21 protein-coding genes are annotated in these 24,690 nt (G+C 41.0%); all 21 read left to right on the plus strand.

The features are described from left to right. A partial coding sequence (locus tag QZT26_RS08820) for a LamG domain-containing protein (RefSeq protein ID WP_295101679.1) occupies positions 1-298 on the plus strand: 298 nt, incomplete at its 5' end. A 1,136-nt stretch (positions 299-1,434) separates the two neighbouring features. Further along, positions 1,435-2,208 carry a glucose-1-phosphate cytidylyltransferase gene (gene rfbF / locus QZT26_RS08825; RefSeq protein ID WP_295101681.1) on the plus strand — a complete coding sequence of 258 codons (774 nt, stop codon included), beginning with the start codon at positions 1,435-1,437 and terminating at the stop codon, positions 2,206-2,208. Between the two features lie 3 nt (positions 2,209-2,211). Beyond that, positions 2,212-3,360 carry an NAD-dependent epimerase/dehydratase family protein gene (locus QZT26_RS08830; protein WP_295101683.1) on the plus strand — a complete coding sequence of 383 codons (1,149 nt, stop codon included), beginning with the start codon at positions 2,212-2,214 and terminating at the stop codon, positions 3,358-3,360. Beyond that, positions 3,360-4,697, plus strand: coding sequence for a UDP-glucose/GDP-mannose dehydrogenase family protein (locus tag QZT26_RS08835; RefSeq protein ID WP_295101685.1), 1,338 nt, complete (start codon positions 3,360-3,362; stop codon positions 4,695-4,697). Before QZT26_RS08830 ends, QZT26_RS08835 begins: the two co-directional genes overlap by 1 nt. A 59-nt stretch (positions 4,698-4,756) precedes the next feature. Beyond that, entirely contained in the window at positions 4,757-5,677 is a 921-nt protein-coding gene (locus tag QZT26_RS08840) for an aminotransferase class IV (protein WP_295101686.1), read from the plus strand. 49 nt (positions 5,678-5,726) lie between these two features. Continuing rightward, a complete protein-coding gene (locus QZT26_RS08845) occupies positions 5,727-6,965 on the plus strand; it encodes a class I SAM-dependent methyltransferase (RefSeq protein WP_295101688.1) in 1,239 nt (412 codons plus the stop codon). Positions 6,966-7,067: 102 nt separating this feature from the next. Then, positions 7,068-8,390: a DUF4910 domain-containing protein gene (locus tag QZT26_RS08850; protein ID WP_295101689.1), complete on the plus strand. Its 1,323-nt coding sequence runs from the start codon at positions 7,068-7,070 to the stop codon at positions 8,388-8,390. Between the two features lie 241 nt (positions 8,391-8,631). Further along, positions 8,632-9,390 carry a class I SAM-dependent methyltransferase gene (locus QZT26_RS08855; RefSeq protein ID WP_295101690.1) on the plus strand — a complete coding sequence of 253 codons (759 nt, stop codon included), beginning with the start codon at positions 8,632-8,634 and terminating at the stop codon, positions 9,388-9,390. A 148-nt stretch (positions 9,391-9,538) separates the two neighbouring features. Further along, positions 9,539-10,354 (plus strand): sugar phosphate nucleotidyltransferase, encoded by an 816-nt coding sequence (locus QZT26_RS08860; RefSeq protein WP_295101692.1) that lies wholly within the window; start codon positions 9,539-9,541, stop codon positions 10,352-10,354. After that, the gene (locus QZT26_RS08865) at positions 10,348-11,181 is read left to right on the plus strand and encodes an ABC transporter permease (RefSeq protein WP_295101694.1); all 834 of its coding nucleotides are present in this window, start codon (positions 10,348-10,350) and stop codon (positions 11,179-11,181) included. The genes QZT26_RS08860 and QZT26_RS08865 overlap by 7 nt, the downstream gene beginning before the upstream one ends. A gap of 29 nt (positions 11,182-11,210) precedes the next feature. Then, the gene (locus QZT26_RS08870; RefSeq protein ID WP_295101695.1) at positions 11,211-12,569 is read left to right on the plus strand and encodes an ABC transporter ATP-binding protein; all 1,359 of its coding nucleotides are present in this window, start codon (positions 11,211-11,213) and stop codon (positions 12,567-12,569) included. Between the two features lie 139 nt (positions 12,570-12,708). Continuing rightward, entirely contained in the window at positions 12,709-13,824 is a 1,116-nt protein-coding gene (locus tag QZT26_RS08875) for a phosphotransferase (RefSeq protein WP_295101696.1), read from the plus strand. A gap of 36 nt (positions 13,825-13,860) precedes the next feature. Beyond that, on the plus strand, positions 13,861-14,859 hold the full coding sequence (locus QZT26_RS08880; protein WP_295101698.1) for a glycosyltransferase family A protein: 999 nt from the start codon (positions 13,861-13,863) through the stop codon (positions 14,857-14,859). Positions 14,860-14,910: 51 nt separating this feature from the next. Next, a complete protein-coding gene (locus tag QZT26_RS08885; RefSeq protein WP_295101700.1) occupies positions 14,911-16,353 on the plus strand; it encodes a hypothetical protein in 1,443 nt (480 codons plus the stop codon). A 29-nt stretch (positions 16,354-16,382) separates the two neighbouring features. Then, entirely contained in the window at positions 16,383-16,799 is a 417-nt protein-coding gene (locus QZT26_RS08890) for a hypothetical protein (protein WP_295101701.1), read from the plus strand. Between the two features lies 1 nt (position 16,800). Then, entirely contained in the window at positions 16,801-16,959 is a 159-nt protein-coding gene (locus QZT26_RS08895) for a hypothetical protein (protein ID WP_295101702.1), read from the plus strand. A gap of 484 nt (positions 16,960-17,443) precedes the next feature. Further along, a complete protein-coding gene (locus QZT26_RS08900) occupies positions 17,444-17,578 on the plus strand; it encodes a hypothetical protein (RefSeq protein WP_295101704.1) in 135 nt (44 codons plus the stop codon). Positions 17,579-18,002: 424 nt separating this feature from the next. Further along, positions 18,003-18,143, plus strand: a complete 141-nt coding sequence (locus tag QZT26_RS08905) for a hypothetical protein (protein WP_295101705.1) — start codon at positions 18,003-18,005, stop codon at positions 18,141-18,143. 239 nt (positions 18,144-18,382) lie between these two features. After that, entirely contained in the window at positions 18,383-19,033 is a 651-nt protein-coding gene (locus QZT26_RS08910; RefSeq protein ID WP_157820332.1) for a hypothetical protein, read from the plus strand. 1 nt (position 19,034) lies between these two features. Beyond that, positions 19,035-21,857, plus strand: coding sequence for an Ig-like domain-containing protein (locus QZT26_RS08915; RefSeq protein ID WP_099323929.1), 2,823 nt, complete (start codon positions 19,035-19,037; stop codon positions 21,855-21,857). A gap of 1 nt (position 21,858) precedes the next feature. After that, a partial coding sequence (locus QZT26_RS08920; RefSeq protein WP_295101707.1) for an alkaline phosphatase occupies positions 21,859-24,690 on the plus strand: 2,832 nt, incomplete at its 3' end.

The raw sequence follows: 24,690 nt of genomic DNA on the forward strand, positions 1-24,690 counted from the left end.
TGGCACAAGGACGTCAAAAACCGCAACAAAGGATTTTACCGATTCTAATGGGAGTTGGTACCATGTTGTTGGTACCTACAACATGACTACGGGAGAACAGAAGTTATATGTGGACGGGCAGTTGGTAGATACACAAACGCATCCAACCGGGAATGTGATAGTGCCATTAACGAATCGGGATTATATGGCCATAGGAACAAGATATACCGACTGGGGATTTTTCAGTGGAAGCATAGATGAAGTCCGCATCTATAATCAGGCATTAAATGCAGAAGAAGTATTGTCATTATTTAAATAACGACACATTGTCCGACACGATTCCGCCGGAGGCGGATGTGACGAATTAGGATTAACCCTGACAGGGTTTCAAACTCTGTCAGGGTTGTTTTTTTCATTTTCAATCGGTAAAGATGTGTTTGAAACCATTTCCAAGTTATTCCCGGTGGGTTGCAATAATGAGCGGGGATGCTCCTGATACATTTTGTCATTTTTCCGCTAATAGAAGGCGGGATTGGAAGCATAAAACGTTTGGTTCAGGTTACAAACCTGAACCCACGAATGTAGTTTCCGTCACCATTACGTTCCCGAACTGCAAGTTTGAGAGAGGTGCATCTCCAGTCCTTTGTAAATGCTAAATATTTACAGAAAATCAATAATCACGCAAATCTTGCGTTAAAAATGGTGAAAGGAAACCTATTCATTGGAGTTTAAGTATTTATCGGCCTTGCTTATGGTTAATTGTAAGGCAAAAGAATTGTTCAACAGTAAGCCATACAGTCCGTGACCATGAGGTTGACAATTCTCTGATATTTTCTCTTACTAAAGGTTTTGTTATACATCATCCGTATCATCCTGAACATTCGAAAAGGAATGAAGATATTTTCCCCGGGCTTGCCATTACCAAACTGCATCAATTCATATCGAAGAAATCTGTAGTCACGCAAATCATGCGTTAAAAATAATAAGCAAAATTTGTTGTTACACAAATTCCTGCTTAGTAAACCTAAGTAATAATATTGTTATTACTTAGCATTGTGGAGATGGAATATTCTCCAATAACCAGTCATATCAGCATATCATTCACTTCCTGGTATTGCATAAAATCACGCAAATTCTGCATAAGAATATTTTCCTGAAACCATTTCACTTAAGCTTGTCTTGTCTATGTGTCGTATAATCCTCCACTATTCTACCGGACGTGCTCTCTATAAAGCATACAGTAGTTTTTACAGGATATCGGCAGGAGTTCTGGCAAAATAGCGGAGAAGCATTATTTTTATTTTAAATTTGTATTTATATTTTCTCGCTTTAAACACTTAGCAATGAAATCGAAATATCCGTTACGGATTTTTTGGTCTTTGGTTTGCATAGAGTAAAACATCATGCACCTGCGCAAGACAATTCTGATTTAATGACAGAAAGGGAGTGACTATTGTGAAAACTGTAATACTTGCCGGAGGTTTTGGCACGCGCATATCGGAAGAGAGTACAATACGTCCGAAGCCAATGGTGGAAATCGGCGGAAAGCCTATTCTCTGGCATATTATGAAAATCTATTCTGCATATGGACTGAATGATTTCATTATCTGCCTTGGTTACAAGGGACATGTTATCAAGGAATATTTTTCAAATTATTTTTTGTATATGTCTGATGTTACATATGACCTGAAAAATAACAGAATTGAGGTTCATAATAATGGCGTGGAACCGTGGAAGGTTACGTTGGTTGATACAGGTGAAAAAACAATGACCGGAGGCAGAATAAAAAGGATCAAAGACTATGTGGGCAAAGAAACATTCTGTCTGACCTATGGTGACGGAGTTTCGGACATAAATATCAGAGATCTGATAGAGTTTCACAGAAATCAGAATACCCTCTCAACTCTTACTGCTGTGCAGCCTCCAGGCAGATTTGGGGTTATAAAAATAAATGAAGAAGAGTCCAGGATTTCGAGTTTTAAAGAAAAGCCGGATGGTGACGGCGCATGGATAAACGCGGGTTTCTTTGTAATGGAGCCTGGTGTTATTGATTATATATCCGACGATTCAACAGTTTGGGAACAGGACCCCATGCAGAATCTTGCCCGTGACGGTGCTATTTCTGCATACAGGTATAGCGGTTTTTGGCATGCGATGGATAATCTGCGTGATAAGTATGAGCTTGAGGAATTATGGAAATCGGGTAAAGCGCCCTGGAAGGTATGGTAAGGGATGAATATATCAGGAACTTATAATAAAACTATTATGGAAAATTCTCTGGACGTTATTAATAAAGATCTGGAATTAATCTGTTACAACTTAAATAAAGAATTTGAACATTTATCAGGGAAAAAAGTCTTAATAACCGGAGGAGCCGGCTTTCTTGGTTATTACCTGGTACAGGCTCTTTTACATTGGAATACAAAGGTGGATAAAACCAGGCATATTAAGGTAACGGTATATGATAATTTTATCCGTGGTGTACCTCACTGGCTGACGACTATAGAGAAAAACAAGAAAAATATAAAATTAATCAGGCATGATATTACACATCCACTCCCGGTTGATATGGATGATTTTCACTTTGTCATTCACGCTGCGTCTATTGCATCACCTTCTTTTTACAGAAAGTATCCAATAGAAACTATGGATGCTAATGTAAATGGGTTGCGTAATTTACTGGATTACTGTCTCAGGCAAAAAGAAAAGAATAAACCGGTAGAGGGTTTTTTGTTTTTTTCGAGCAGTGAAATATACGGGGATCCGACACCTGAAAATATCCCTACACCTGAAACATATTTTGGCCATGTATCATGCACTGGCCCCCGGGCATGTTACGATGAATCAAAACGATACGGAGAAACACTCTGTGTCAATTATGCCATAAAATACAATCTCCCCATAAAAATTGCCAGACCGTTTAACAATTATGGTCCCGGGTTGAAGATTACCGATAAAAGAGCGCTTCCTGATTTTGCGAGAGATGTATTTACAGGGAGAGATATTGTACTTCTTTCTGATGGGTCAGCAACCAGAACCTTTTGTTATATTGCAGATTCGATAACCGGTTACTATAAGGTTCTTACGAATGGAAAGAACGGGGAATCATATAACATAGGAAAAGAAGAACCGGAGATTTCCGTAGCAGAGCTTGCAGAAAAAGTGGTGTCTCTTTCGAAAGCACTTTTTAATTATAAAGGCAAAGTTGTTTATAAAGTAAGCACCGATAAAGACTACCTGACTCATAATCCCAACCGACGCTGTCCTGTAATAACAAAAGCCAGAAATGACTTAGGATACGCTCCGGGCGTATCTTTAGATGAAGGTTTGAAAAGGACATTGATCTGGTATAACGATAATCGCGAAGCGGAGGAAGCATAATGAGAATTTCTGTAATTGGTACCGGGTATGTCGGATTAGTTTCCGGCATATGCCTGGCTGAAAAAGGGCATCAGATTATTTGCGTTGATGTGGATCAAGTGAAGGTTGAAAAGATTAATAAGTCGATTCCTCCCATATACGAGAAAAATCTGGAAGCATTACTAAAAAAAAATATCAATGTGAATTTCAGGGCAACAACTGACCTTTATCAATCTGTCCTGGAAACAGATTTATCACTCATAGCGGTTGGGACGCCATTTGACGGGACAGAAATAGATTTGCGTTACGTGAAAGAGGCTTCCAGTCAGATTGGGATGGCTATCAGGGATAAATCCTCGTATCACGTCGTTGTAGTGAAGAGTACAGTTGTCCCGGGAACAACCGATGAAGTTGTTCTTCCCGTCCTTGAACACGCCTCTGGAAAGAAAGCCGGCAAAGACTTTGGTGTTGGAATGAACCCGGAGTTTCTCAGAGAGGGAGAGGCGATCGAGGATTTTATGTTCCCGGACCGAATAGTTCTGGGCGGAATGGATGATAAAAGTATTGGTGTATTAGAAAAAATGTATAGCGTATTCGATAATATTGACATACTGAGGACAAATAATAAAACGGCAGAAATGATTAAGTACACCTCTAATTCCCTCTTGGCTACCATGATTTCCTTTTCAAATGAAATTGGGAATCTGTGCGCGGCAATTGGTGGAACTGATGTTGTTGATGTCATGCGTGGGTTGCATCTGGATAAACGACTGAGTCCTATCATGGACAATGGGAAACGTATTACTCCGGCGTTTACTACATATCTTCAGGCCGGCTGTGGTTTCGGAGGGAGTTGTTTCCCGAAAGATGTAAATGCGTTAAATGCCTATGGGAAAAAACTTGGCAAGCCAATGTGGCTTCTTGAAGCGGTGATGAAGATCAATGAGCAGCAACCCCGGCAGATTATTCATATGCTTGAAAAGCACTTTCCATCTTTGGAAGGAGTTAGGATTGCAGTACTGGGTATGTCTTTTAAACCAGGAACTGACGATATGAGAGAGTCTCCGGCAATCCCCATTGTTACAGAACTTATAGCAAGGAATACGAATATTAGGGCTTATGATTCTGTTGCGAAGAAAGAAGCGATGAAACTCTTTAAAGATAAGAATATTGTTTTTTGTGATGATCTTAATCAAGCAATTCATGGAGCTGAAGCGATCCTGGTGCTTACCCGTTGGGATGAGTTCGAGAATCTCCATCAGATTATAGGAAAGTGCGAAAAGCAGCCTTTGATTATAGACGGGCGCAGGATGCTGAAAAAGCATCTCATTAAAAGATATGAGGGAATTGGTCTTTAAGCCGGGAATTGTAATGATTGTATTCAACATATTTAAATCATAATGATCAGGAGTCAAAAATGGTAAAACTGCAACAACCGAAGTATGTTTATATGGGAGGAAAACTTCGGTTATGGGATGAAGCCACGCTCCACATCGGATGTGAGGCTGTGAATCGTGGTCTCAATGTATTTGAAGGGATCAAGGGATATTGGCAGAATGATGGACGTTTTGGAGTTGTACGGCTTCGTCATCATTATGAACGGCTATGCCGGTCTGCCAGATTATTGCATATTCCCTTTAATCACACATATGAAGAGTACTGTAGCGCGATTTATGAGTTGCTCGGAGAGCTGCTGGGGCCGGACCGAGATATGTGGGCACGTACGACCCTTTTTGTTACCGAAGGGTATTGGGGTGAAAACACAGTTGCTGATCTGGCTGTAACTGCTTATCACATGGATAAGCGAATACCCGAACCTATTAATCTTGGTGTGAGCACGTGGCAGAGAAGTTCTGATGTCTCACTTCCGGCAAGAATTAAGACAAGTACAAATTACCAGGTTGCTCGTCTCGCAAGGATTGAGGGTAGGGCGCTGGGTTGTCAGGATATGGTGCTTCTTAATCAATGGGGACGCGTCGCTGAAGCAACAACTTCCTGTGTTCTCATTGTTCGTGAAGGAGTTATTTATACTCCGCATGCCACGGAAGGAGCGCTGGAAAGTATAACAATAGATATTGTTGAAGCTATAGCACGCTCTGAGGGCATTAAGTTTGTTCGCCGTCCGATTGACCGTACTGAACTTCTTGTTGCAGATGAGATTGCTCTCTGCGGGACACTTGCTGAAATAACTTTGGTTAAATCAATAGAGGGGCTGCCGCTTAATAAAAAATCAGATATCCTTGCTAGACTTCAAAACCAATATTTTCAAATTGTCAGAGGTTTATCTTCTCATCCTTTTGTAGAGTGGACGTTTGTTCCGGTTAAATGCCCTGTATAGTAAGGCATTAGTACAGTAATGCTGAAAATTTTAATGCGGAGTTGATTAAATGAATATTGCTAACAGATGTCGTTTTTGTGATGCCCCTTTAAAGTACACGTTTGTTGATTTAGGTATGTCGCCTCTGGCTAATTCATACGTAAAAGAGGCTCAACTTAATAAGATGGAGCCTTTTTATCCACTGCATACGTATATTTGCAATAAATGCTTTCTGGTACAGCTTATTGAATTTGAATCACCGGAGTGTATCTTCAGTGATTATGCGTATTTTTCCTCCTTCTCCGATTCAATGTTACAACACGCAAAAGAATATGTCCAAATGATGATTGAAAGATTCGGCTTTAACTCCCGGAGTCAGGTTATTGAGATCGCCAGCAATGATGGATATCTTCTCCGGTATTTCAAAGAAAAGGGAGTTCCTGTTTTAGGTATTGAACCTGCAGAAAATGTGGCAAGGGCTGCAATCGAAAATGGAATAAAAACTATATCTAAGTTCTTTGGTGCCAGGACAGCGTCAGAACTCTCGGCAGAAGGGATCCAGGGAGATCTGCTGATTGGCAATAATGTATTGGCACATGTTCCAAACCTTAATGACTTTGTTAAAGGATTAAAAGTTGCACTAAAGCCGGAGGGAATCATTACCATGGAGTTCCCTCATATAATGCGCTTAATTGAGAAAAACCTGTTTGATACAATTTATCATGAACATTTTTCGTATTTTTCATTCAAGACGGTAAAGGATGTGTTTGAGTTTCACGCACTGACAGTATTTGACGTTGATGAGATAAAAACACATGGAGGCTCATTAAGAATTTATGCTTGCCACAGGGAAGATAAGTCACGAAATATTTCAAACAAAGTCAATGCGCTTATCAGTAAAGAAATTAAAGAAGGACTTAATACGTTAGAACATTATGTTACGTTCAGTGAGAGTGTAAAAGAAACAAAGAGAAAGATACTCGATTTTCTGGTCAGAGAAAAAAGGGCCGGCAAGTCAATCGCCGCTTACGGCGCACCCGCCAAAGGAAACACTCTTTTAAATTATTGCGGTATTAGGACGGATTTTATTGACTATGCCGTTGACCGGAGTCCTCACAAGCAGGGACATTATTTACCGGGTGTTCATATTCCAATTACTTCACCGGAAGAAGTAAAGAAAACCAAACCTGATTATTTAGTAATTCTACCATGGAACATTAAGGATGAAATAATGTCCCAGATGTCATATATACGGGACTGGGGTGGTAAATTTGTAGTATTTATCCCGGAAGTAAGGGTCTATGAATAGAATCATGACATTAATTTTTTCTACAATTATCCATGTCAGGGTAGTGAGAGTCACGAATGACGTGAGCATGGACTGCCTTGATTACATATCGGGACAGATAATATGAATATTGCAGATCTTGAGAAATCTTTAAGTTCAGATTCCCTAAAAAGTGAAATGGCCGGGTTAATGGCAAAGTTGTACCCTATATGCCGCAGTATTACCGGTAACGGATTTAGGGAATCATTAAACATTATTGACGATTACGTATCTCTGTCTGTTGTAGAGGTGCCTACAGGGACTGACGTCTATGATTGGAAAGTACCTAAGGAATGGAACATAAAAGATGCATACGTTAAAAATTCAAAAGGAAAACGTGTTATAGATTTTCAAAAGTCAAATCTTCATGTTGTGGGTTATAGTGTTCCTGTACACAAAACAGTGCCCCTTTCAGAATTAAAACAGCATTTGATTACCTTACCCGAACATCCCGACTGGATTCCCTATCGCACGTCTTACTACAAGGAACATTGGGGCTTCTGTATGAGTTACAATGAAATGATGCAGCTTGAAGAAGACGATTATGAAGTACATATCGACTCTGAACTGAAAGAGGGGCATTTAACATACGGCGAATGTTACCTTAAGGGACAGACTTCAAAGGAAATCTTATTATCATGCCATGCATGTCATCCTTCTCTCTGCAATGACAACGTTTCGGGGATGGTATTAGTCGCACTGATTGGGAAATACCTTAGTTCGATAAACAATTATTATTCAATCAGAATTATTATCATTCCGGCAACAATCGGGGCGATCACATGGCTGGCCATGAATGAAGAGCATGTAACAAAAATTAAGCATGGACTTGTAGTCTCATGCGTAGGGGATCCCGGAAAAACTACTTACAAAAGATCCCGAATCGGCAATGCCGAGATCGACAGGGCAGTTGTACATGTATTGAAACATTCGGGTGATGAATATCATATAATGAATTTTTCACCGTATGGTTATGATGAGAGGCAGTTTTGTTCCCCCGGCTTTAATTTACCCGTAGGGTCCCTTCAAAGGACATCGTATGGCAGGTATCCTGAATATCACACTTCTGCTGATAATTGTGATTTTGTTCGCCCTGAATATCTTTATGATTCTTTTAAGAAATATCTTTCAGTTATCAATGTTTTGGAGAATAACAGGACATATCTTAATACTAATCCCAAGGGTGAACCACAACTGGGTAAAAGGGGGCTTTATGGTTCAATGGGTGGGCAAAGCGATAAAATAATAGATCAGATGGCAATTCTATGGGTGCTGAACTATTCAGATGGTACTCATACCTTATTGGACATAGCCGAGAAATCATGCATGGAGTTCTGCTTAATCAGTGATGCTGCAAATGTACTTATAAAAAAACGATTAATTGTAGAAAGTGAAGAAACACGATAGACATGTTTAACATTTTGTAGTGATGTTTTCGTGGCTCTCCTTGTCGGTCCGGTCTGTGATGTTATAACTGTTGCCAGGCGGAATTTGAAGGCAGTAGAAGTTTTAGACGGAGCAGACTGGTTTACCTGCTACGGCATGATTGGGAATACCGGCACCTGCCAGAATGTAAAAATATAAGCCGTAGATAGATCGGATATTTTCAGAAACTTTACAAACTATTATTGAAAAAGGAGGTAATACAATGAATCCCGTTAACAACGTTTTATCCTTATTTGGTCTCCGATTGCGCAAGTATAAGAAAGAACCTCTTAAGTTAAGAAATGAAATAAGGGAAGCCATGGAAAAATGCGATCGCGACTTTGAACAAGTGAAGAGAAATAACAGGGGGTTTCGTGTTTTAAAGGATTTCCGTTATCAGGGCGGGGAACATCCGACATTTATCAGCAATGTTCATTGTGATTTTGCTGCCTATCACTTATACAAAACAAAACCGTCAAAGGTGTTGGATATTGGTTCATGGAGATTATTCATTATAGGAATGTTGGCTCACTCCGACGTAACGACTATCGATTTCCGTAAAAGAGAGTCGATGTTGGAAAATGAGACAATTATAACATGTGATGCCCGATCACTCGATTTACCGGATAAATCATTTGATGCGGTTATATCTTTGGGCGCATTTACTCATTTCGGTTTGGGAAGATATGGGGACGAATTTGATTTAGATGCCGATGTCAAAGCATTTAATGAGATGAAAAGAGTACTTAAACCCGGAGGATTTTTGATCTTTAACACATTAATTGCCAGAAGTGAGCCAACCATTTTATTCAACAGATGCAGAGTTTACAATCTCGAGATGATCAGAGGTTTTTGTAATAATTTAGAATCTGTTGATGAGAAATTTGCCAGTCATCAGACAAAAAAGTATTGTTCCTTTGATGAGATTACAAGTGATCCAAAATATTTTGATAGCTATTTGGGCTGCTGGAGAAAAAAATAAAATATGATCAGACGTTCAAAAGACAATTCATGACCTGACGATTAAATTTCAGTATAACAACATTGAAAGATATATGAAAGAGCGCCGGTTACAGATACATTGTGGCAACAGGAAGAACGACTGGCCAGAGGGATCAAAAAATCGATAGATGAGAACTAAAAGAGATATTGTTGGTCTTATACCTGCTGGTGGCAAAGCCTCCAGGATTTCCCCATTGCCCTGCAGCAAGGAATTGTATCCTATCGGCTTTCGTTATGTGGAAAATAATAATGCCCGGCGTCCAAAAGTTGTCAGTCATTATATTTTAGAGAAGATGCGAATGGCCAACATCACGAAGGCGTATATTATATTGCGTGAAGGGAAATGGGATATCCCCACTTATTATGGTGATGGTAAATTGCTGGATATGCACCTTGCATATTTGATGATGGATTTACCTTACGGAGTACCTTATACATTGGATCAGGCATATCCCTTTGTGCAGGATGCCCTCGTTGTTTTAGGGTTCCCTGATATAATGTTTCAACCGGACAATGCATATGTGCGCGTACTTGACAAACAGGCAGAGACAGGTTCTGACATAGTGCTTGGGCTTTTTCCCACTGATCGTCCTCATAAAAACGATATGGTAGAACTCGATACTAATAGCCAGATTCGCGCGCTTCATATAAAACCGGAAAATACTCAACTGACTTATACATGGCAGATTGCCGTATGGACACCGGCTTTTACAGATTACATGCATAATTATGTATCAGGCAGAAAAGAGAGCGATAATTTAGGACATAAAAAAGAATTGTTTGTAGGAGATGTTATTCAGGCCGCTATAGAGAATAAGATACGGATTGATTCTGTACTTTTCAAAGAGGGTAATTGTCTGGACATTGGTACACCCGAAGATTTGATGAAGGCTTTATATGCAAACTTAGCAAAAGAGAATCAAGGAGATCAAGGGATATGTTGAACGCAAGCAACACCACGTTGACTGTTATTAAGCCTAAAAAGGGCTGGCAAATATTGAATCTTAAGGAATTTATTGAATACAGGGACCTGTTTTATTTTCTTGCCTGGAGAGATATCAAGATTATGTATGCTCAGACAATTCTGGGATTATTCTGGGCCATACTCAAACCGAGCATGCAAATTATTGTTTTTAGCATCATATTTGGGAAAATCGCCAACGTGTCAACAGAGGGTATACCATATTTTCTTTTTTCAACTGTGGCAATTATTCCCTGGACGTATATGTCACAGGCGATGCAGGAATCCAGTCAGAGTCTGGTGTCTGGGCAGCAAATGCTGGGTAAAGTTTATATTCCAAGACTGATATTCCCCCTTGTGCCAATACTGTCAAGACTTATTGACTTTGCAATATCCACAGTAATTGTAATGGCAGTTATGTTTTATTATAATGTTCCGGCTACCCTCAATCTTCTTTTTGTGCCGTTATTTATACTCCTTATGGCATCAATTCCTGCTGCTATAGGACTCTGGCTTTCTTCACTTGCTATAAGGTTTCGTGATATTAAGCATGCAATACCTTTTCTGCTGCAACTACTGATCTATACGGCGCCTATTGTTTATTCAGCATCCACCATTCCGGAAAAATATCGTATTATTTATTCTTTTAACCCTATAGTAGGCGTGATCGAAGGTTTCAGGGCGAGCCTGCTTGGTACGCCGTTGCCCTGGCCATTCATATGGCCTGGAATAATCACGGCCATTTTTCTGGTTTTGAGCGGTGCATACTACTTCAGACGTATGGAGAGAATTATTGTAGATGTAATTTGATTCGGCTATTTCAGCTTATGAGGAATAATATGCAAGACAAAAACATAGTAATAAAAGTTGAAAATATCAGTAAGTGTTATCGGATCGGGCTAAAAGAGAATATGCACGACAGTTTTGCAAAGAGCATATTCAGTTTTATAAAAAGCCCTCTGGAAAATTACCGGAAATATCGTTCCCTCTACAGATTTAATGACCTGAACCGTGAGAATGACAGTTCTGATATAATTTGGGCGGTAAAGAATGTTTCTTTTGAAGTCAGGCAGGGCGAAATTGTTGGCATAATAGGACTAAATGGTGCGGGGAAATCAACGCTTCTCAAAATACTTTCTAAGATTACCGAACCGACTGGTGGAAGAGCGGAAATTCAAGGCAGAATATCAAGCCTTCTTGAGGTTGGAACAGGATTTCATCCGGAACTCACCGGTAGAGAAAATGTTTATCTTAACGGTACGATACTTGGCATGAGAAAAAAAGAATTGGATCGCAAGTTTGATGAAATCGTTGATTTCTCAGGCATTGAAAAATTCATTGATACCCCAATAAAGAGGTATTCCAGCGGTATGAAGGTCAGACTTGCCTTTGCCGTAGCAGCCCACATTGAACCTGAAGTACTTCTTATTGATGAAGTTCTGGCAGTTGGGGACATTCAGTTTCAAAAAAAATGCCTAAATAAAATGGAAGAGATCGGGAAGCACGGAAGAACCATCCTTTTTGTTTCGCATAATATGGCTGCTGTTACAAGAATATGTCCTCGTACCATTTTAATCAATAAAGGCGGTATCTTGCATGATGGACCGTCTCATGAGGTTATTAGTCATTATATGGGATCAGAAAAAGGAACGAGGGCAGAGCGAACCTGGCAGCCTGAAGAAGCTCCAGGTGATGAAGTGGTGCGTTTATACTCTGTACGGGTTCTTTCAGAAAGTGGCTGCGTATCAGAAGCAATTGACATAGGACAACCGGTTACTATTGAGATGGTATACGAAGTGTTTCGGCATGGATTTAATATGTTTTCATATTTTCACCTGATTAACGAAGAAGGAATTGAATTGTTTATATCTTTTGAAAATGATCCCGAGTGGCGAAATCGTCCTCGCTTGTCTGGACGATATGTGACTCATGCACAGATTCCCGGGAATCTTCTGGGAGAAGGAATTTTTTATATTACACCAACTCTAAGAACTTTAAATCCAAATATCCGCCGCTTTAAGGTGCCTGATGCGGCAGCTTTTCAGGTTGTTGACAGTATCGATGGCAATTTATCACGTGGGGATTATTATGGTGGGAATGTCGGAGGAGTCATAAGGCCGCTCCTGAAGTGGAAGACACAATATCATCCAGAGAGCGCTAAGTCTGTTTTAGCAACCTTGGCTCAACAACCGAATTAGTTAATCAACATTGATTCGAAAGTATTTTTTAACAAGAAAATCTCCAATTGTTAGGTGAAACCAAATTATGTTACGTAAATACCAGTATATAAAATTCGGGGAACATGGGCGTTATTTTTGTTTGCAGCAGAATCCATTTATGTTGTTCTGGGTACTTTTTTTTAAAAAAAACAGCATACGTCCCACTAATAGAATTGGATTGAAAAAATGTTCAGCGCCGTGGATTAAGCGAAAGATGCGCGAATATATTTCTTATTTTCATGGAAATGCTTTTACACTTATCAGTTTTGTAAAATACAAATTTGGTATTCAAAAAAATGGTTCGTTAGTTGAGTTGCCTTTTTACGGGCAAACATGTTTACTTGTTAATAAAGGGTACAAAATTTTCAATCTTCGTCGCGGGGCTACGATAAAAGTGTACAGAAATGATGTAGACATGTCTGCAATTGCAGATGAAATTGAGTGTTTGCAAAAAGGTTCTGTCTTTGATTTCGTACCCTCGATAAAAAGAATAAATTTGAAAGAACGATGGTATGAAGAAGAATATATTAGTGGTTTGAAAGAACAATCAATTAATCTGCAAGATTCGAAGACGGTACTAAAAAAGTTTTATAAAGATATTGTGCCATGTATTGAGCGTTTGATGCTAAATCAGCCGCCAATAACGAAAAATACAATAGATTATGTTCATGAGATTAAAGATACATTGGTGGCGGATAATTTACTACGTGAAGAATTGGGCGTAAAGAATATTGATAAGATATTGAGTTTCATACACTTGATGGCGGAACGAGTACATTCCGAAGATAATTTGCCCATTTTTCTTGTGCTTACCCATGGAGATTTCTGCCCTGCCAATATGCTGAATACAAGACATGGATTAAAAGTTATCGATTGGGAAAGTGCAACTTTTCGGTCTGCTTTATTTGATTTTTACAGTTACTTTTTTTTCCGCACTCTTCATCAAAAACTTCCTGTTGACAAATTAAGCCAGGAGATTGAAACAGCGCTTCCATATCTTATAGCCAGGTTAGATCCTATAGCTTTCGCCATATCCATGAACCTGAAATCTTTTGAGAATATTTATCGCTGGTTTTTTTATGTTGAACGGATCTTCATGCTTGTAGTACGTGAAAAATATGACACAAAGCATAATATCATGTACACTATTTTAAGCTATATTAAAGTCTTTAATTCTTACGAAGAGATATCTTCTGAGAATACTGAGAAAATATATAACGAACAGGTTATTTAATAAACGTAATACTCCGGTTTCCGGAATAGAGGGAAATTGAAAACAAAAACTTTAGTCAGTATTTGCAGCCCTGTGTATAACGGAGAGGATCACATCGAAGATTGCATTAAAGGCGTCCTTAATCAGACCTATGAGAATTTTGAATATATCATCGTAGATAATGCTTCTACTGATAACACCCCATCCATTATAGAAAAATACAGAAAGAAAGACTCCCGCATCAGGGTTTACCGGAATGAAAAGACAGTATGTATGGATGATAACTTTAATATATGCGCCGGTTACTGTTCGGACAATTCCAAATGGATAAAGTATGCATTGGCTGATGATTATTTGTTTCCGGATTGCGTTGAAAAAATGATAAAAGTCGGCGAGATGGATGAGAAGGTTGGTATGGTATCAGCATATCGTATAGCTGGCAATTTTGTAACAAGCATGTGTTTGCCGATTGAGCAGAACGTCTTTAACGGCGCCGAGATATTGAAACGGCAAATCCTGCGGAAATTGCATGTTGCGGACGGCTCCCCAAATACTGTCATGTATAAAAAAAGTGTGTTTTTTGAGTTCAATGGATTTAACAGCAAATATAACCAGAGTGATGTGGAATTAGTATTTAAACTACTGGATAAATACAAGTTTGGTTTTGTTCATTATGTTCTGACAAAATCAGGGAGAGACAAAAAAGGCGGATTTTATTATTTGGTTAAGCATGGATTTCATATACTGGAGTATTTAGATTTTGGATATAAAAATCTAAGTAATTATAAAAGTATCAGTTTTGACAAGGATGAGATGGATTATCTAAAAATGTATTATGCTCGTGCAATCGTGAGTTTTTTGAGAACTAAATGTGCTTACTTTGAATGGGAAGACATAAAACGAATGCTAAGAAATATCCCGGAGGATATTAAGAATGAGGTAAAAAAAATCTTCATCAGAGATTTTCCAAAACATATCATAAAATATTTTGTGTCACTGTTAAGGCGTATTAAGAGCTATGTAAGAGATAAAAAAAGATTTGAGCAATTTACATAATCATTCTATTTCCAGGAGAATGTCTATCTTTCTTTGGGCAAGAGGAAAATCATGAATTTATTTGTTATTGGCTGGAATTTACCGGAAGGGCGTGATCAGGAAGTATTGGCGGAATTAAAAAAGATGAATGAAATCTATCCGCGATTGGATTCCACTACACTATGGCATCGTAGAAGTACTTCCGGCTCGCTGTTTACTGCTTCAATGCATACGGCAGACCGGGCTGCTGCTCCCCGACGTTACGTGACTCAGGGCGACTCTGAAGTTGTATTTTATAGCGGTCTGCCTGTTAATTCAACCGGTGGTTATTCCGCTCACCACGCCGAAGCTTTGTCTCTAAATTGGGACCACCTCACTGAAAACCTCGAAGGAATGTATTGTATTATACGCGCTGCCGACACACCGGCACGACTCGAGTTGATAACCGACATCACCGGCATGGAACAGGTCTATTATTTTCATCAGGGTGATTTATGGTTGATCAGCAACAGTGTGCGTCTTATCGGATGCATCGGTAAGCTCCGTGCGCTGGACCCGCTTGGAGTAAGTTTGTTCCTCAGTACGGGCTGGGTTTGGGACGACCGTACATTATTGTCAGATATCAGAGTAGTATCAGCAGGACAACTTTGGACATGGAAAGAGGGACGCGATGAGCCTGACCGGACATGTTATTTTAAACCTTCGGATTTGGCTTGCCTCCGCCATAAAAAATTTACAACAGTACATTATAAACTCCTGGCCGATAACCTGACCCAAACCCTGCGCGTTTTGAATCAGAGTTTTGATAACGTGAAATGTGCCCTGACTGGTGGGCTTGATACTCGCTTTGTGACAGCTTTACTTATCCATGCGGGACTGCCGGTACAATATTACACCTTCGGTGAAAAGTCCGGTGCCGACGCGAAAATCGCAAAACAGATTGCGGATACTTTTAACCTTAATTACAAATTGATAGACATACCGTTGTCTGACATTTTAAACAACTGGGATCAAGGATGCCGGCAGATTGTATTGCAGTCAGACGGCATGGTCATCATCGATTACGTCTCAGCGCTGCTGGCATGTCAGATCTTGTCCAATGAGCAACAGATTATAGATCTGGGAGGCAGCGGCGGCGAATTGGCAAGGGGTTTTTACAGCACACCTGACCTGGATTTATTTTTGAACGGGTATGATATTGCGCAGATGCAGCATTCCCTTACCAGGAAGATTGTTAACGATAGCGGTGGAATAATCCGTAGTGAGGCAATAGAACAGTCGCGAAATTGTATGAACAGCTTTGTAAAACAGTATTCTGACTACGGATTTGCACTGAACGACATCCCCGATGTTTTTTTCCTTTACGCAGCCATTCACAGAAAACGGGGTAGTAATAAACGTATGTGTATGCAATTGCAGGATTTCTTTTCGCCTTTTATTACCCGTGCCTTTATTGAGGCCGCATTTTCCATGTCGGCAGCACAACGCTATACAGAGCATTTCACTATAATCTGATTCGTTTACTATCGCCGGATTTGCACAGAATGCCGAGGGATAAAGGACATTGGCTTTCTCAAAGCCCTGTAACGCACTTGATAAACTTTTATAGTTACAAGAAATTGAAAAGCGTCCGGCAGCGAATTTTGAATATTCTCGGTTCTTATTCCAAATCGGTAAAAACGTCCAAAAGATTACATCTCCAAACCGACATGTTTGACTTGACAAAATGGTTCGAGGCAAGGCGTGAACAAATGCGGGAGTTTTGTCTGGATAAAAAGGATTCATTTATTTGGAATTTTGCGGAACGCCGGTTGTTTGAGAAAATTACGTCGCCGGCCTCTGACCCGGCAGAACTTTCTCAATATGGGACATACATAAGCACCGTTTACAGAATTGCAACGCTGTTCTATTACGAAAGCAGCGTTAAAGAAACATATTCTAATCAATCAAATAGGTGGTAATATGCTTTTGGGCGACATAATCGTGCAGTCCGGCAGGGCCGCACTACAATTGCAGGCGAAAGACGGCTCGTTTCCCCAGGGATGCAATGGCCCGTATCATGATCCGGAAACACCTGCACGCAATACCGCTCATTGGTTGATCACAATGCTGAAGGCATAATTATATTTATGCTTGCAATATTTGTATTTTACCATACCGTCGGGATGACTATACAAAGGCCATTGATTCACTCAAGCTCTATGAATATTTCGCCTGCGGGAAACCAGTTGTAGCCACTGATATTCCAGTCATACGTGAACACGGTCATGTAGTTTATATAGCTAAAGATGGAGATGACTTTGTTCAAAAATTGGAAGAAGCGCTGGTATCTTTTACTCCCGCACGCGGTGCACTGCAACGATCCATAGCTATGCAAAATACCTGGGACAAAAGAGTTGAGCAATTGTCTTTCTTGATTCAGGCTGCATTGCACAAATTATGAGTGCAAACACTTAGGTATAGTAAATGAATAACTCATCGGTTTATACAGGTTTTTGGTTTTCATTTATATTATATTCCATGGATGATTTCTAAAGAGACAATAAATGTAATTCGAGTTAAATATGACACTCTGAAAGTTGAGCTTGGCGAGAGAGGGCGTCGAATGTGGGCAGCCGCCGAAGCGCAATCATTAGGATATGGAGGCGTGGCTGCCGTTTCAAAAGCAACCGCTATTGCCGAAAGCACGATAAGAATTGGCCGACGTGAAATGGCAACGAGTCCTGCCGGAGATATTTAAAAATATTTTCGTAGTAAGGCTTTTTATTTGCAACGTGGCATGCACCTTTTCGGGTGTACTCCTGAGAGTATATCCGTTTTGGCGTATTTACAGCATTTGAACAAAGATGTATAATACCCCTTAAAGTGCCTGAAATACACATAGCGCAGCAAAGCCGCAACCAAAAAAGTTTAACCACGAAACACGAAGGGCACAAAGAGAAACTTACAAAAAAAGAAGTTTTTACAGGGTAATACTATAGCGGCATATATCAGAAACGTAAATGTCATTCCCATGAAACTTGTCATCGTGAAAACGGGGAACGGGAATCCATAAAAATAATGGATTCATGGTCTGGCCTGTAAATGACAGGCTGTTGAAAAGTTGAAAACTTATGTCGCTATGTATGGTCGTTAAAGAATGTAAAATAGAATGGCGGTGCAATATGGAAAATAAGAATTTACCTGGATTCAAAACACCAAGGGTGAGCGCCTATACCGATAAGGAAAGCCTCGATGAATTAGGGCCGGTACCTACAGGATATGGCAGGGATACGCATTTTAATACTTCTTGCCTTGATGAATAGAGACTGGTTGAGCGGGTGGCACTGACAAACCTTGTTCCTGTATGCTTTGAACAGGGAATGTTTGTCTGTGTATAATTTAACGCTTAGGAATTTCAATCAAGGTTTCCTTTCTAAAAAGAGAGGATTAAGGGGTATGTAAAAATGCCTTTAACATAGCCCCCGCCCCTCTTTTTAGAGGTGAGTTAAAAAAGTTGCTGCCAAAGACAGCCTAATTGAATAAAAAAACGGAGGAGGATAAAATGGAAAGGGAATCGAAATGTTACGTGCGAAAGAGCTGGTGGCTTTATTTGATTAACTGCATAATTTATACAACCATATCCTTTTGCTTCATATTAGGTATGAGCGGGATATTTGGGCAGAATGCATATGCTAAGGCTACCTCAGCATCTTCTTCAAAAAAAGTAAAGATCGATAAGGGGGATGAGTGGCGCTATTTTAAAGGGAAACAAGAACCTCCGGATGGATGGTACCACATCGGGTTTGATGATAGCGATTGGCAAAAGGGAAGGTCAGGTTTTGGATATGGTAAAGGAAATGGAAATGGAAAGGGAAGTGAAAGTGGTAGTAACATTACCAACCTTGAAGATATGAAGGGCAGTTATTCAAGTTTTTATGTACGCAGGGATTTCATTGTTGATGACGTACACGCAGTTACAAATATGACTATATCCATTGACTGTGACGGCCCATTCATTGTGTATCTTGACGGCATTGAAATTATCCGAAATGAGTCAGGTTTGAAGGACGAATTATTAGATGTAAGCGGATTTATACACGAACTGTTTTCCGGTGAAAATATATTGGCTATTGAATGTAGCAATGATGATATAAACAGTGATGAATTCTCTTTTACTCCCTATTTCGAATTAACTGAAAGGCAGGACAAATAAAATGAAGCATAACAACTATCGCAGAAAACATAGGGAGTCAAGACAATTCCTCAAAAAACCCTTAGATATTATTTTACTTGTCTTGGTTTTATTCATTCTAATTGGCAGTGGATTTGCGCCTGGTTTTACTAAAACAATGAATAATGTTTTTGCTGGCAACGTACCACCTATTGCTAATGATGGTGCGGCTGTAACGAATATGAATACCCCGGTTGAGATAGATGTTGTTGCCAATGATACTGATTCTGAAGGTGCTATTGATCCGCTCTTGGTGATAATCGCAAGTAATCCTGCCAATGGTGTAGCGGAATTAAATGATGATGGCACAGTGACCTATACGCCGGATGCAGGGTTTACGGGGACAGATAGTTTTACCTATACAGTGCTGGATAACGAGGGGGCCTCATCCAATGAGGCAATCGTGACGGTAGCGGTCGTTGAGGGGGTTCATGTATTTACTGCTTACAATGACCTTTCATGGTCTACAGGGCAGGCGAATACCAGGATCACGCTTTACACAACAGGGCAAAACGGGTTGCTGAAGGATTACTTTACCGGTACGAATACCCCGGCCACCCTAACTATTGCTGGAGGATACATAGATTACTGCAATATACTGGCTCAAGGCGGTAATGCAAACAGCGGAACCGATGCATATGCGATTTTCAACGGCCCTGTGGATAGTGCGGGGCTTATCAGTTACAGCGGAACAAATCTTACCTTTGCCTTTGCCGGTCTTGATCCGGATTTGAACTATGAATTTGTTCTTTTCGGTAACCGCAATAATACCTCCTATACCGACCGGATGACGACAACCACCATCTCGGATGTTGTGTCCTTTACAAACGCAAGCACACCAGGCGCTGATTTTTCAGGAGAAACAGATCCAGCGGTAACAATAGTAAATGGCGATAATACCGTCAATGGGTACGTTGCACGTTTCACCAACATCAACCTTGGTGCTGACGGTGATATGCTGTTCACCGTTTCGTCTCCAAACGGCCAGTTTTATGCTAATGCGCTGATGCTGAGGGCCACTCAGCCATCCGACACGGCATACCCGAGGGTAAGCGCAACGAGTCCTGCCCTGAATGAGACCGGGGTATCAGTAAATATCGAAAAGATAACGGCTACATTTAGCGATGCAATGGACGCAGACGGCATAACAACATCTACCTTTATTGTAAGTGACGGGATTGGCAGTGCCATAGAGGGTCAAGTAGACTACAGCTCTGTCGATATGACGGCTATTTTTAAACCGGCAATTCCTCTGTCATATGCCACGACATACACGGCAACGATAACTACGGATGTAAGAGACATTGCGGGCAATGCGATGCTTGCTGATTACACATGGTACTTTACGACAGAAGATATGTTTGATGAGACGTCACCGGAGGTAAGCGGTACGAATCCGGTTAATGGTGCGACCAGGGTGTCTGTAAATATTGAGGAGATAACGGCTACATTTAACGAGGCAATGGACGCAGACACCATAACAACATCTACCTTTCTTGTAAGTGACGGGATTGGCAGTCCCATAGAGGGCCAAGTAGACTACAACCCTGTCGATATGACGGCTATTTTTAAACCGGCAAATCCTATGTCATATGCTACGAAGTACACGGCAACGATAACCACAGATGTAAGGGATATTGCAGGTAATGCGATGCTTACTGATTACACCTGTAGTTTTACTACTGGTATCGACGAATATCCGTGGGGTTTTGACGCTTGCTATGCATTTGATGAAGGGATGGGAGAGATTGCAACTGATTCTTCCGGGAATGACATGAAAGGCACAGTTCATGGCGCTATATGGACAACCGGGAAAATCGGTGGTGCATTGGATTTTGACGGGGATGATTATGTAACAATTCCTTGCATGAATTATGACGAGATTTCAGTATCTGCATGGTTCAATAAAAACGCATCTGGCACCAACGTTATATTTGGTGGTTTTCGATATTATGACGATGTTCAATGTCAGGAAGGATTTGACTTGTATTTTAATTCGGGTACGCCCAATAGACTCAGGTTTGTTGTGGTCACAAGGAATACAAGCGGGACAAGGACCGTAAAAGATGCAACAAAGGATTTTACCGATTCGAATGGGAGTTGGTATCATGTTGTTGGTACATACAACAAGACTACGGGAAAACAGAAGTTATATGTGGATGGGCAGTTGGTGAATACACAAACGCATCCATCGGGGAATGTGATAGTACCATTAACGGAACGGAATTATATGGCCATAGGAGCAAGATATAACGATTGGGGTTTTTTCAGTGGAAGTATAGACGACGTTCGTATCTACAATTATGCATTAGATGAAGGGGAGGTGCTGGCCTTGTTGTCCGAAAAAGTATGTATCAAGGAAGGTGATGAATGGCACTATTTTAAAGGAGTACAAGAACCTCCGGATGAATGGAAACACAGTGTATTTGATGATAGCGGATGGCAGAGTGGACCTTCATATTTTGGATATGGACGGGAGGGGATTACGACCAATCTGGAAGATATGCAGGGCAATTATTTAACTGTTTATGTACGCAAGGATTTTACAGTCAATGACCCAGATGCAGTTACAAAAATGACACTATTCATTGAGTGTGATGGTCCGTTCATTGCGTATCTTAATGGCATACCAATTATCTCAAACCCGTTTGGTTTACCCGGTGAACTGTTAGATGTAAGCGGATTTATAGAAGAACTGTTTCCCGGTGAAAATATATTGGCTGTTGAAGGTAGCAATGATGATATAAACAGTGATAGTTTTTCTTTTACGCCGTATTTCGAATTAACGGAAAGGTTGGACAAATAAAATGACGCATAACAGCCGTTACAGAAAACAAAAGTGGGTAAGACAATTCTCCCAAAAAGCCCTAGGTATTATTTTATTTGCCTTGGTTTTACTCATTCTGGCCGGCGGTGGATTTGCGCACGGTGGAAATGCAAAATATATTATTTTATTTATAGGGGACGGATTTGGCTCTAAACATATTGAGGCAGTAAATAAATACAACGGCGACACCGCGCCTTTATATCAATCAGGGCCCCCATGGGTTAAATATATGGTATCCACCTTCCCTGAAGGGGGCAGCTATAATACGACGGAGGCGTGGTCCGATTTTGATTATGTAAATACTACTCCTGATACTCAGGATAGCGCTTGCACTGCTTCAGCTATTTATAGTGGTTCTAAAACTTCTCTCGGACGGATGTCTGTCTCTTCAGATGGTTCAACAAGATTGTTTACCATTGGGGAGAGAGCGAAAGAATTAGGAAAAGCAGTTGGTGCAATTAGCACGGTTCCTGCATCACATGCCACACCAGGGGCGTGGGTAGCTCATAATGACTCTCGCATAAATACTTTTGCCATAGCAGACGAGGGGTTTTTTGGAAATCCTAATACCACCGGTTCAGTTACTACTAATACAAAATACGGAGGAGGCCATGGTTCAACTATGCCTCCTGCGGATGTTATGATTGGCGGTAACGTCACAAATTACATAAGCGACCAGATATTGAACAAGTTAAGAACCGAAAGCGGCCAGGCGGGAAAGCATGTTTTGGTTGAGCGGAAGACAGGTGTTAACGGCGGTAATGCCTTGATGTCTGCCGCGAATACATCTTCCACTTTGAAATTAGCCGGTTTATTTAATCAAGTATATCACAATGCAAATGGCGGGGGGTATAATTCAGATAATCCCACCCTTTCCGAGAGTGTATTGGCGACAGTTAAGGTGCTGAGCAGAAACCCGAACGGTTTTGTGCTAATGGTAGAAGGAGGTGCTATTGACTGGGCATCTCATGCAAATAACATGAATCAGATGATCGGTGAAGCGAAAGACTTTTATAATGCTATTCAGACTGTAACTGATTGGGTAAATGATACTGGCAATGACGCCACATGGAACAATACTCTGGTTATTGTAACTGCTGATCATGAAACTGGGTATCTGACTGCAGGGCCAGGGATATTGGCTGATCAGCCTCTTGGCAATGTGGATTCTACAACTCTTTCCAAAGAGAAAATAGTCTATAATACCGGCGGGCGGAAGGCGAGTTGGGAGGACGCAAATAGTAACTACCTAATTGATACCGGTGAGACAGTATACTGGTACTGGAATTCTGGAAATCACACAAACTCACTGGTTCCATTATATGCAAGAGGTACAGGCTCGGAGCTTTTTGTACATTACGCAATTAATATCGATTCTGTTCGCGGTCCTTACCTTGATAATACAGATGTGTTTTCCGTAATGAATAGTGCCATCGCCATTGCAGGAACGGCAACGAAGGTGGCATTTGTCCAACAGCCTACGAACACAACGGCAGGAGCCGCAATTAGTCCTGCGGTGACGGTACAGTTACAGGATGATAGCGGTAACAATGTATACACTTCCGACGTTTCGGTTACGATATCATTGTCTTCAGGGACAGGAGTGCTCAGCGGTACGGCAGTGCAGAAAACGAATGCAAGCGGCCTTGCAACGTTTAGTGGTTTGAGCATCGATCTTGCGGGTTCAAAGAACCTGACGGCAACGAGTGCCGGATTGATGTCAGCCGTGAGCAACGCATTTACTATATCCGATACGACTCCGCAGGTCGCCTACTATCGTTTTGACGAGAGCTCTGGAACAAACGCCGCAGATTCTTCAGGCAATGGCAACAACGGCGTTCTAATCAATGGTCCTGTCTGGACAACTGGTAAAATCAGCAACGCCCTCTCCTTTGACGGGGTGAATGATTATGTGAGTACAGCAGATACCCCATTTGACTTTGAACGCACAAACAGTTTCTCCGTTTCGGCGTGGATTAAGCTGGCTCCTACTACGCTTGAAAACCCAATAGTTAGTAAAGATGGAGCTGCGCCTTCTTATACTGGTTGGTCTTTTTATGTTGAACCCGGCTCGTTGCGTGTATTCCTTACTAATAAATGGAATTCTCCCTCTAATGGAATCGTAAAAGATAGCGCCATCCAGGTTGACGACAATGTATGGCACCACGTTGCTTTTACCTACGATGGAACATCACTCGCTAGTGGTGTTAACATCTATATTGACGGCAATCTGTCCAACGGAACAGTAACTAGAAACAATCTTTCCGCCTCTATACTTAATGATGTGCCATTAAGCATAGGTGCGCTAGCCGGTACCTCTATAGCGTTCAATGGACTCATCGACGACGTCCAGATATACAACCGGGCGTTGAGTGGCCAGGAGGTTTTGTCCTTATTTAACAACGCTACAACGCCCGACACAACACCGCCGGAGGTGAGTGCAACGAGTCCGGTAAGTGATGCTACGGAGGTGGAGATAAACAGTGCCATCACCTGTACGTTCAGCGAGGAGATGGACGCAAGCAGCATAACATCGTCCACCTTTGTGGTGAGTGATGGAAGCGGTAATATAGGTGGGGCGATATTATACAGCGGTACGACTGCCACGTTTGCCCCGACTGGCAACCTGTCTTCATCCACCACCTACACGGCTACGATTACCACAGGGGTAAAGGATGTGGTGGGCAATGGGATGACAGGCGATTACGTCTGGAGTTTTACCACGGGAGTGCCCGACACGACACCGCCGACGGTGATTGCAACGAGTCCGGTAAGTGATGCTGCGGAGGTGGAGGTAAACAGTGCCATCACC

It is taken from the genome of uncultured Candidatus Kuenenia sp., assembly GCF_900696675.1.
Classification (GTDB): Bacteria; Planctomycetota; Brocadiia; order Brocadiales; family Brocadiaceae; genus Kuenenia; species Kuenenia stuttgartiensis_A.

Excerpts from the sequence above, each read along its gene's own strand:
- QZT26_RS08840 (WP_295101686.1), top strand. The coding sequence starts at position 4,757 with ATGGTAAAACTGCAACAACCGAAGTATGTTTATATGGGAGGAAAACTT.
- QZT26_RS08895 (WP_295101702.1), top strand. The coding sequence starts at position 16,801 with ATGCTTTTGGGCGACATAATCGTGCAGTCCGGCAGGGCCGCACTACAA.
- QZT26_RS08860 (WP_295101692.1), top strand. The coding sequence starts at position 9,539 with ATGAGAACTAAAAGAGATATTGTTGGTCTTATACCTGCTGGTGGCAAA.
- QZT26_RS08835 (WP_295101685.1), top strand. The coding sequence starts at position 3,360 with ATGAGAATTTCTGTAATTGGTACCGGGTATGTCGGATTAGTTTCCGGC.
- QZT26_RS08915 (WP_099323929.1), top strand. The coding sequence starts at position 19,035 with ATGAAGCATAACAACTATCGCAGAAAACATAGGGAGTCAAGACAATTC.
- QZT26_RS08850 (WP_295101689.1), top strand. The coding sequence starts at position 7,068 with ATGAATATTGCAGATCTTGAGAAATCTTTAAGTTCAGATTCCCTAAAA.
- QZT26_RS08870 (WP_295101695.1), top strand. The coding sequence starts at position 11,211 with ATGCAAGACAAAAACATAGTAATAAAAGTTGAAAATATCAGTAAGTGT.
- QZT26_RS08875 (WP_295101696.1), top strand. The coding sequence starts at position 12,709 with ATGTTGTTCTGGGTACTTTTTTTTAAAAAAAACAGCATACGTCCCACT.
- QZT26_RS08910 (WP_157820332.1), top strand. The coding sequence starts at position 18,383 with ATGGAAAGGGAATCGAAATGTTACGTGCGAAAGAGCTGGTGGCTTTAT.
- QZT26_RS08905 (WP_295101705.1), top strand. The coding sequence starts at position 18,003 with ATGGAAAATAAGAATTTACCTGGATTCAAAACACCAAGGGTGAGCGCC.
- QZT26_RS08900 (WP_295101704.1), top strand. The coding sequence starts at position 17,444 with ATGTGGGCAGCCGCCGAAGCGCAATCATTAGGATATGGAGGCGTGGCT.
- QZT26_RS08855 (WP_295101690.1), top strand. The coding sequence starts at position 8,632 with ATGAATCCCGTTAACAACGTTTTATCCTTATTTGGTCTCCGATTGCGC.
- QZT26_RS08845 (WP_295101688.1), top strand. The coding sequence starts at position 5,727 with ATGAATATTGCTAACAGATGTCGTTTTTGTGATGCCCCTTTAAAGTAC.
- QZT26_RS08830 (WP_295101683.1), top strand. The coding sequence starts at position 2,212 with ATGAATATATCAGGAACTTATAATAAAACTATTATGGAAAATTCTCTG.
- QZT26_RS08885 (WP_295101700.1), top strand. The coding sequence starts at position 14,911 with ATGAATTTATTTGTTATTGGCTGGAATTTACCGGAAGGGCGTGATCAG.
- QZT26_RS08890 (WP_295101701.1), top strand. The coding sequence starts at position 16,383 with ATGCCGAGGGATAAAGGACATTGGCTTTCTCAAAGCCCTGTAACGCAC.
- QZT26_RS08865 (WP_295101694.1), top strand. The coding sequence starts at position 10,348 with ATGTTGAACGCAAGCAACACCACGTTGACTGTTATTAAGCCTAAAAAG.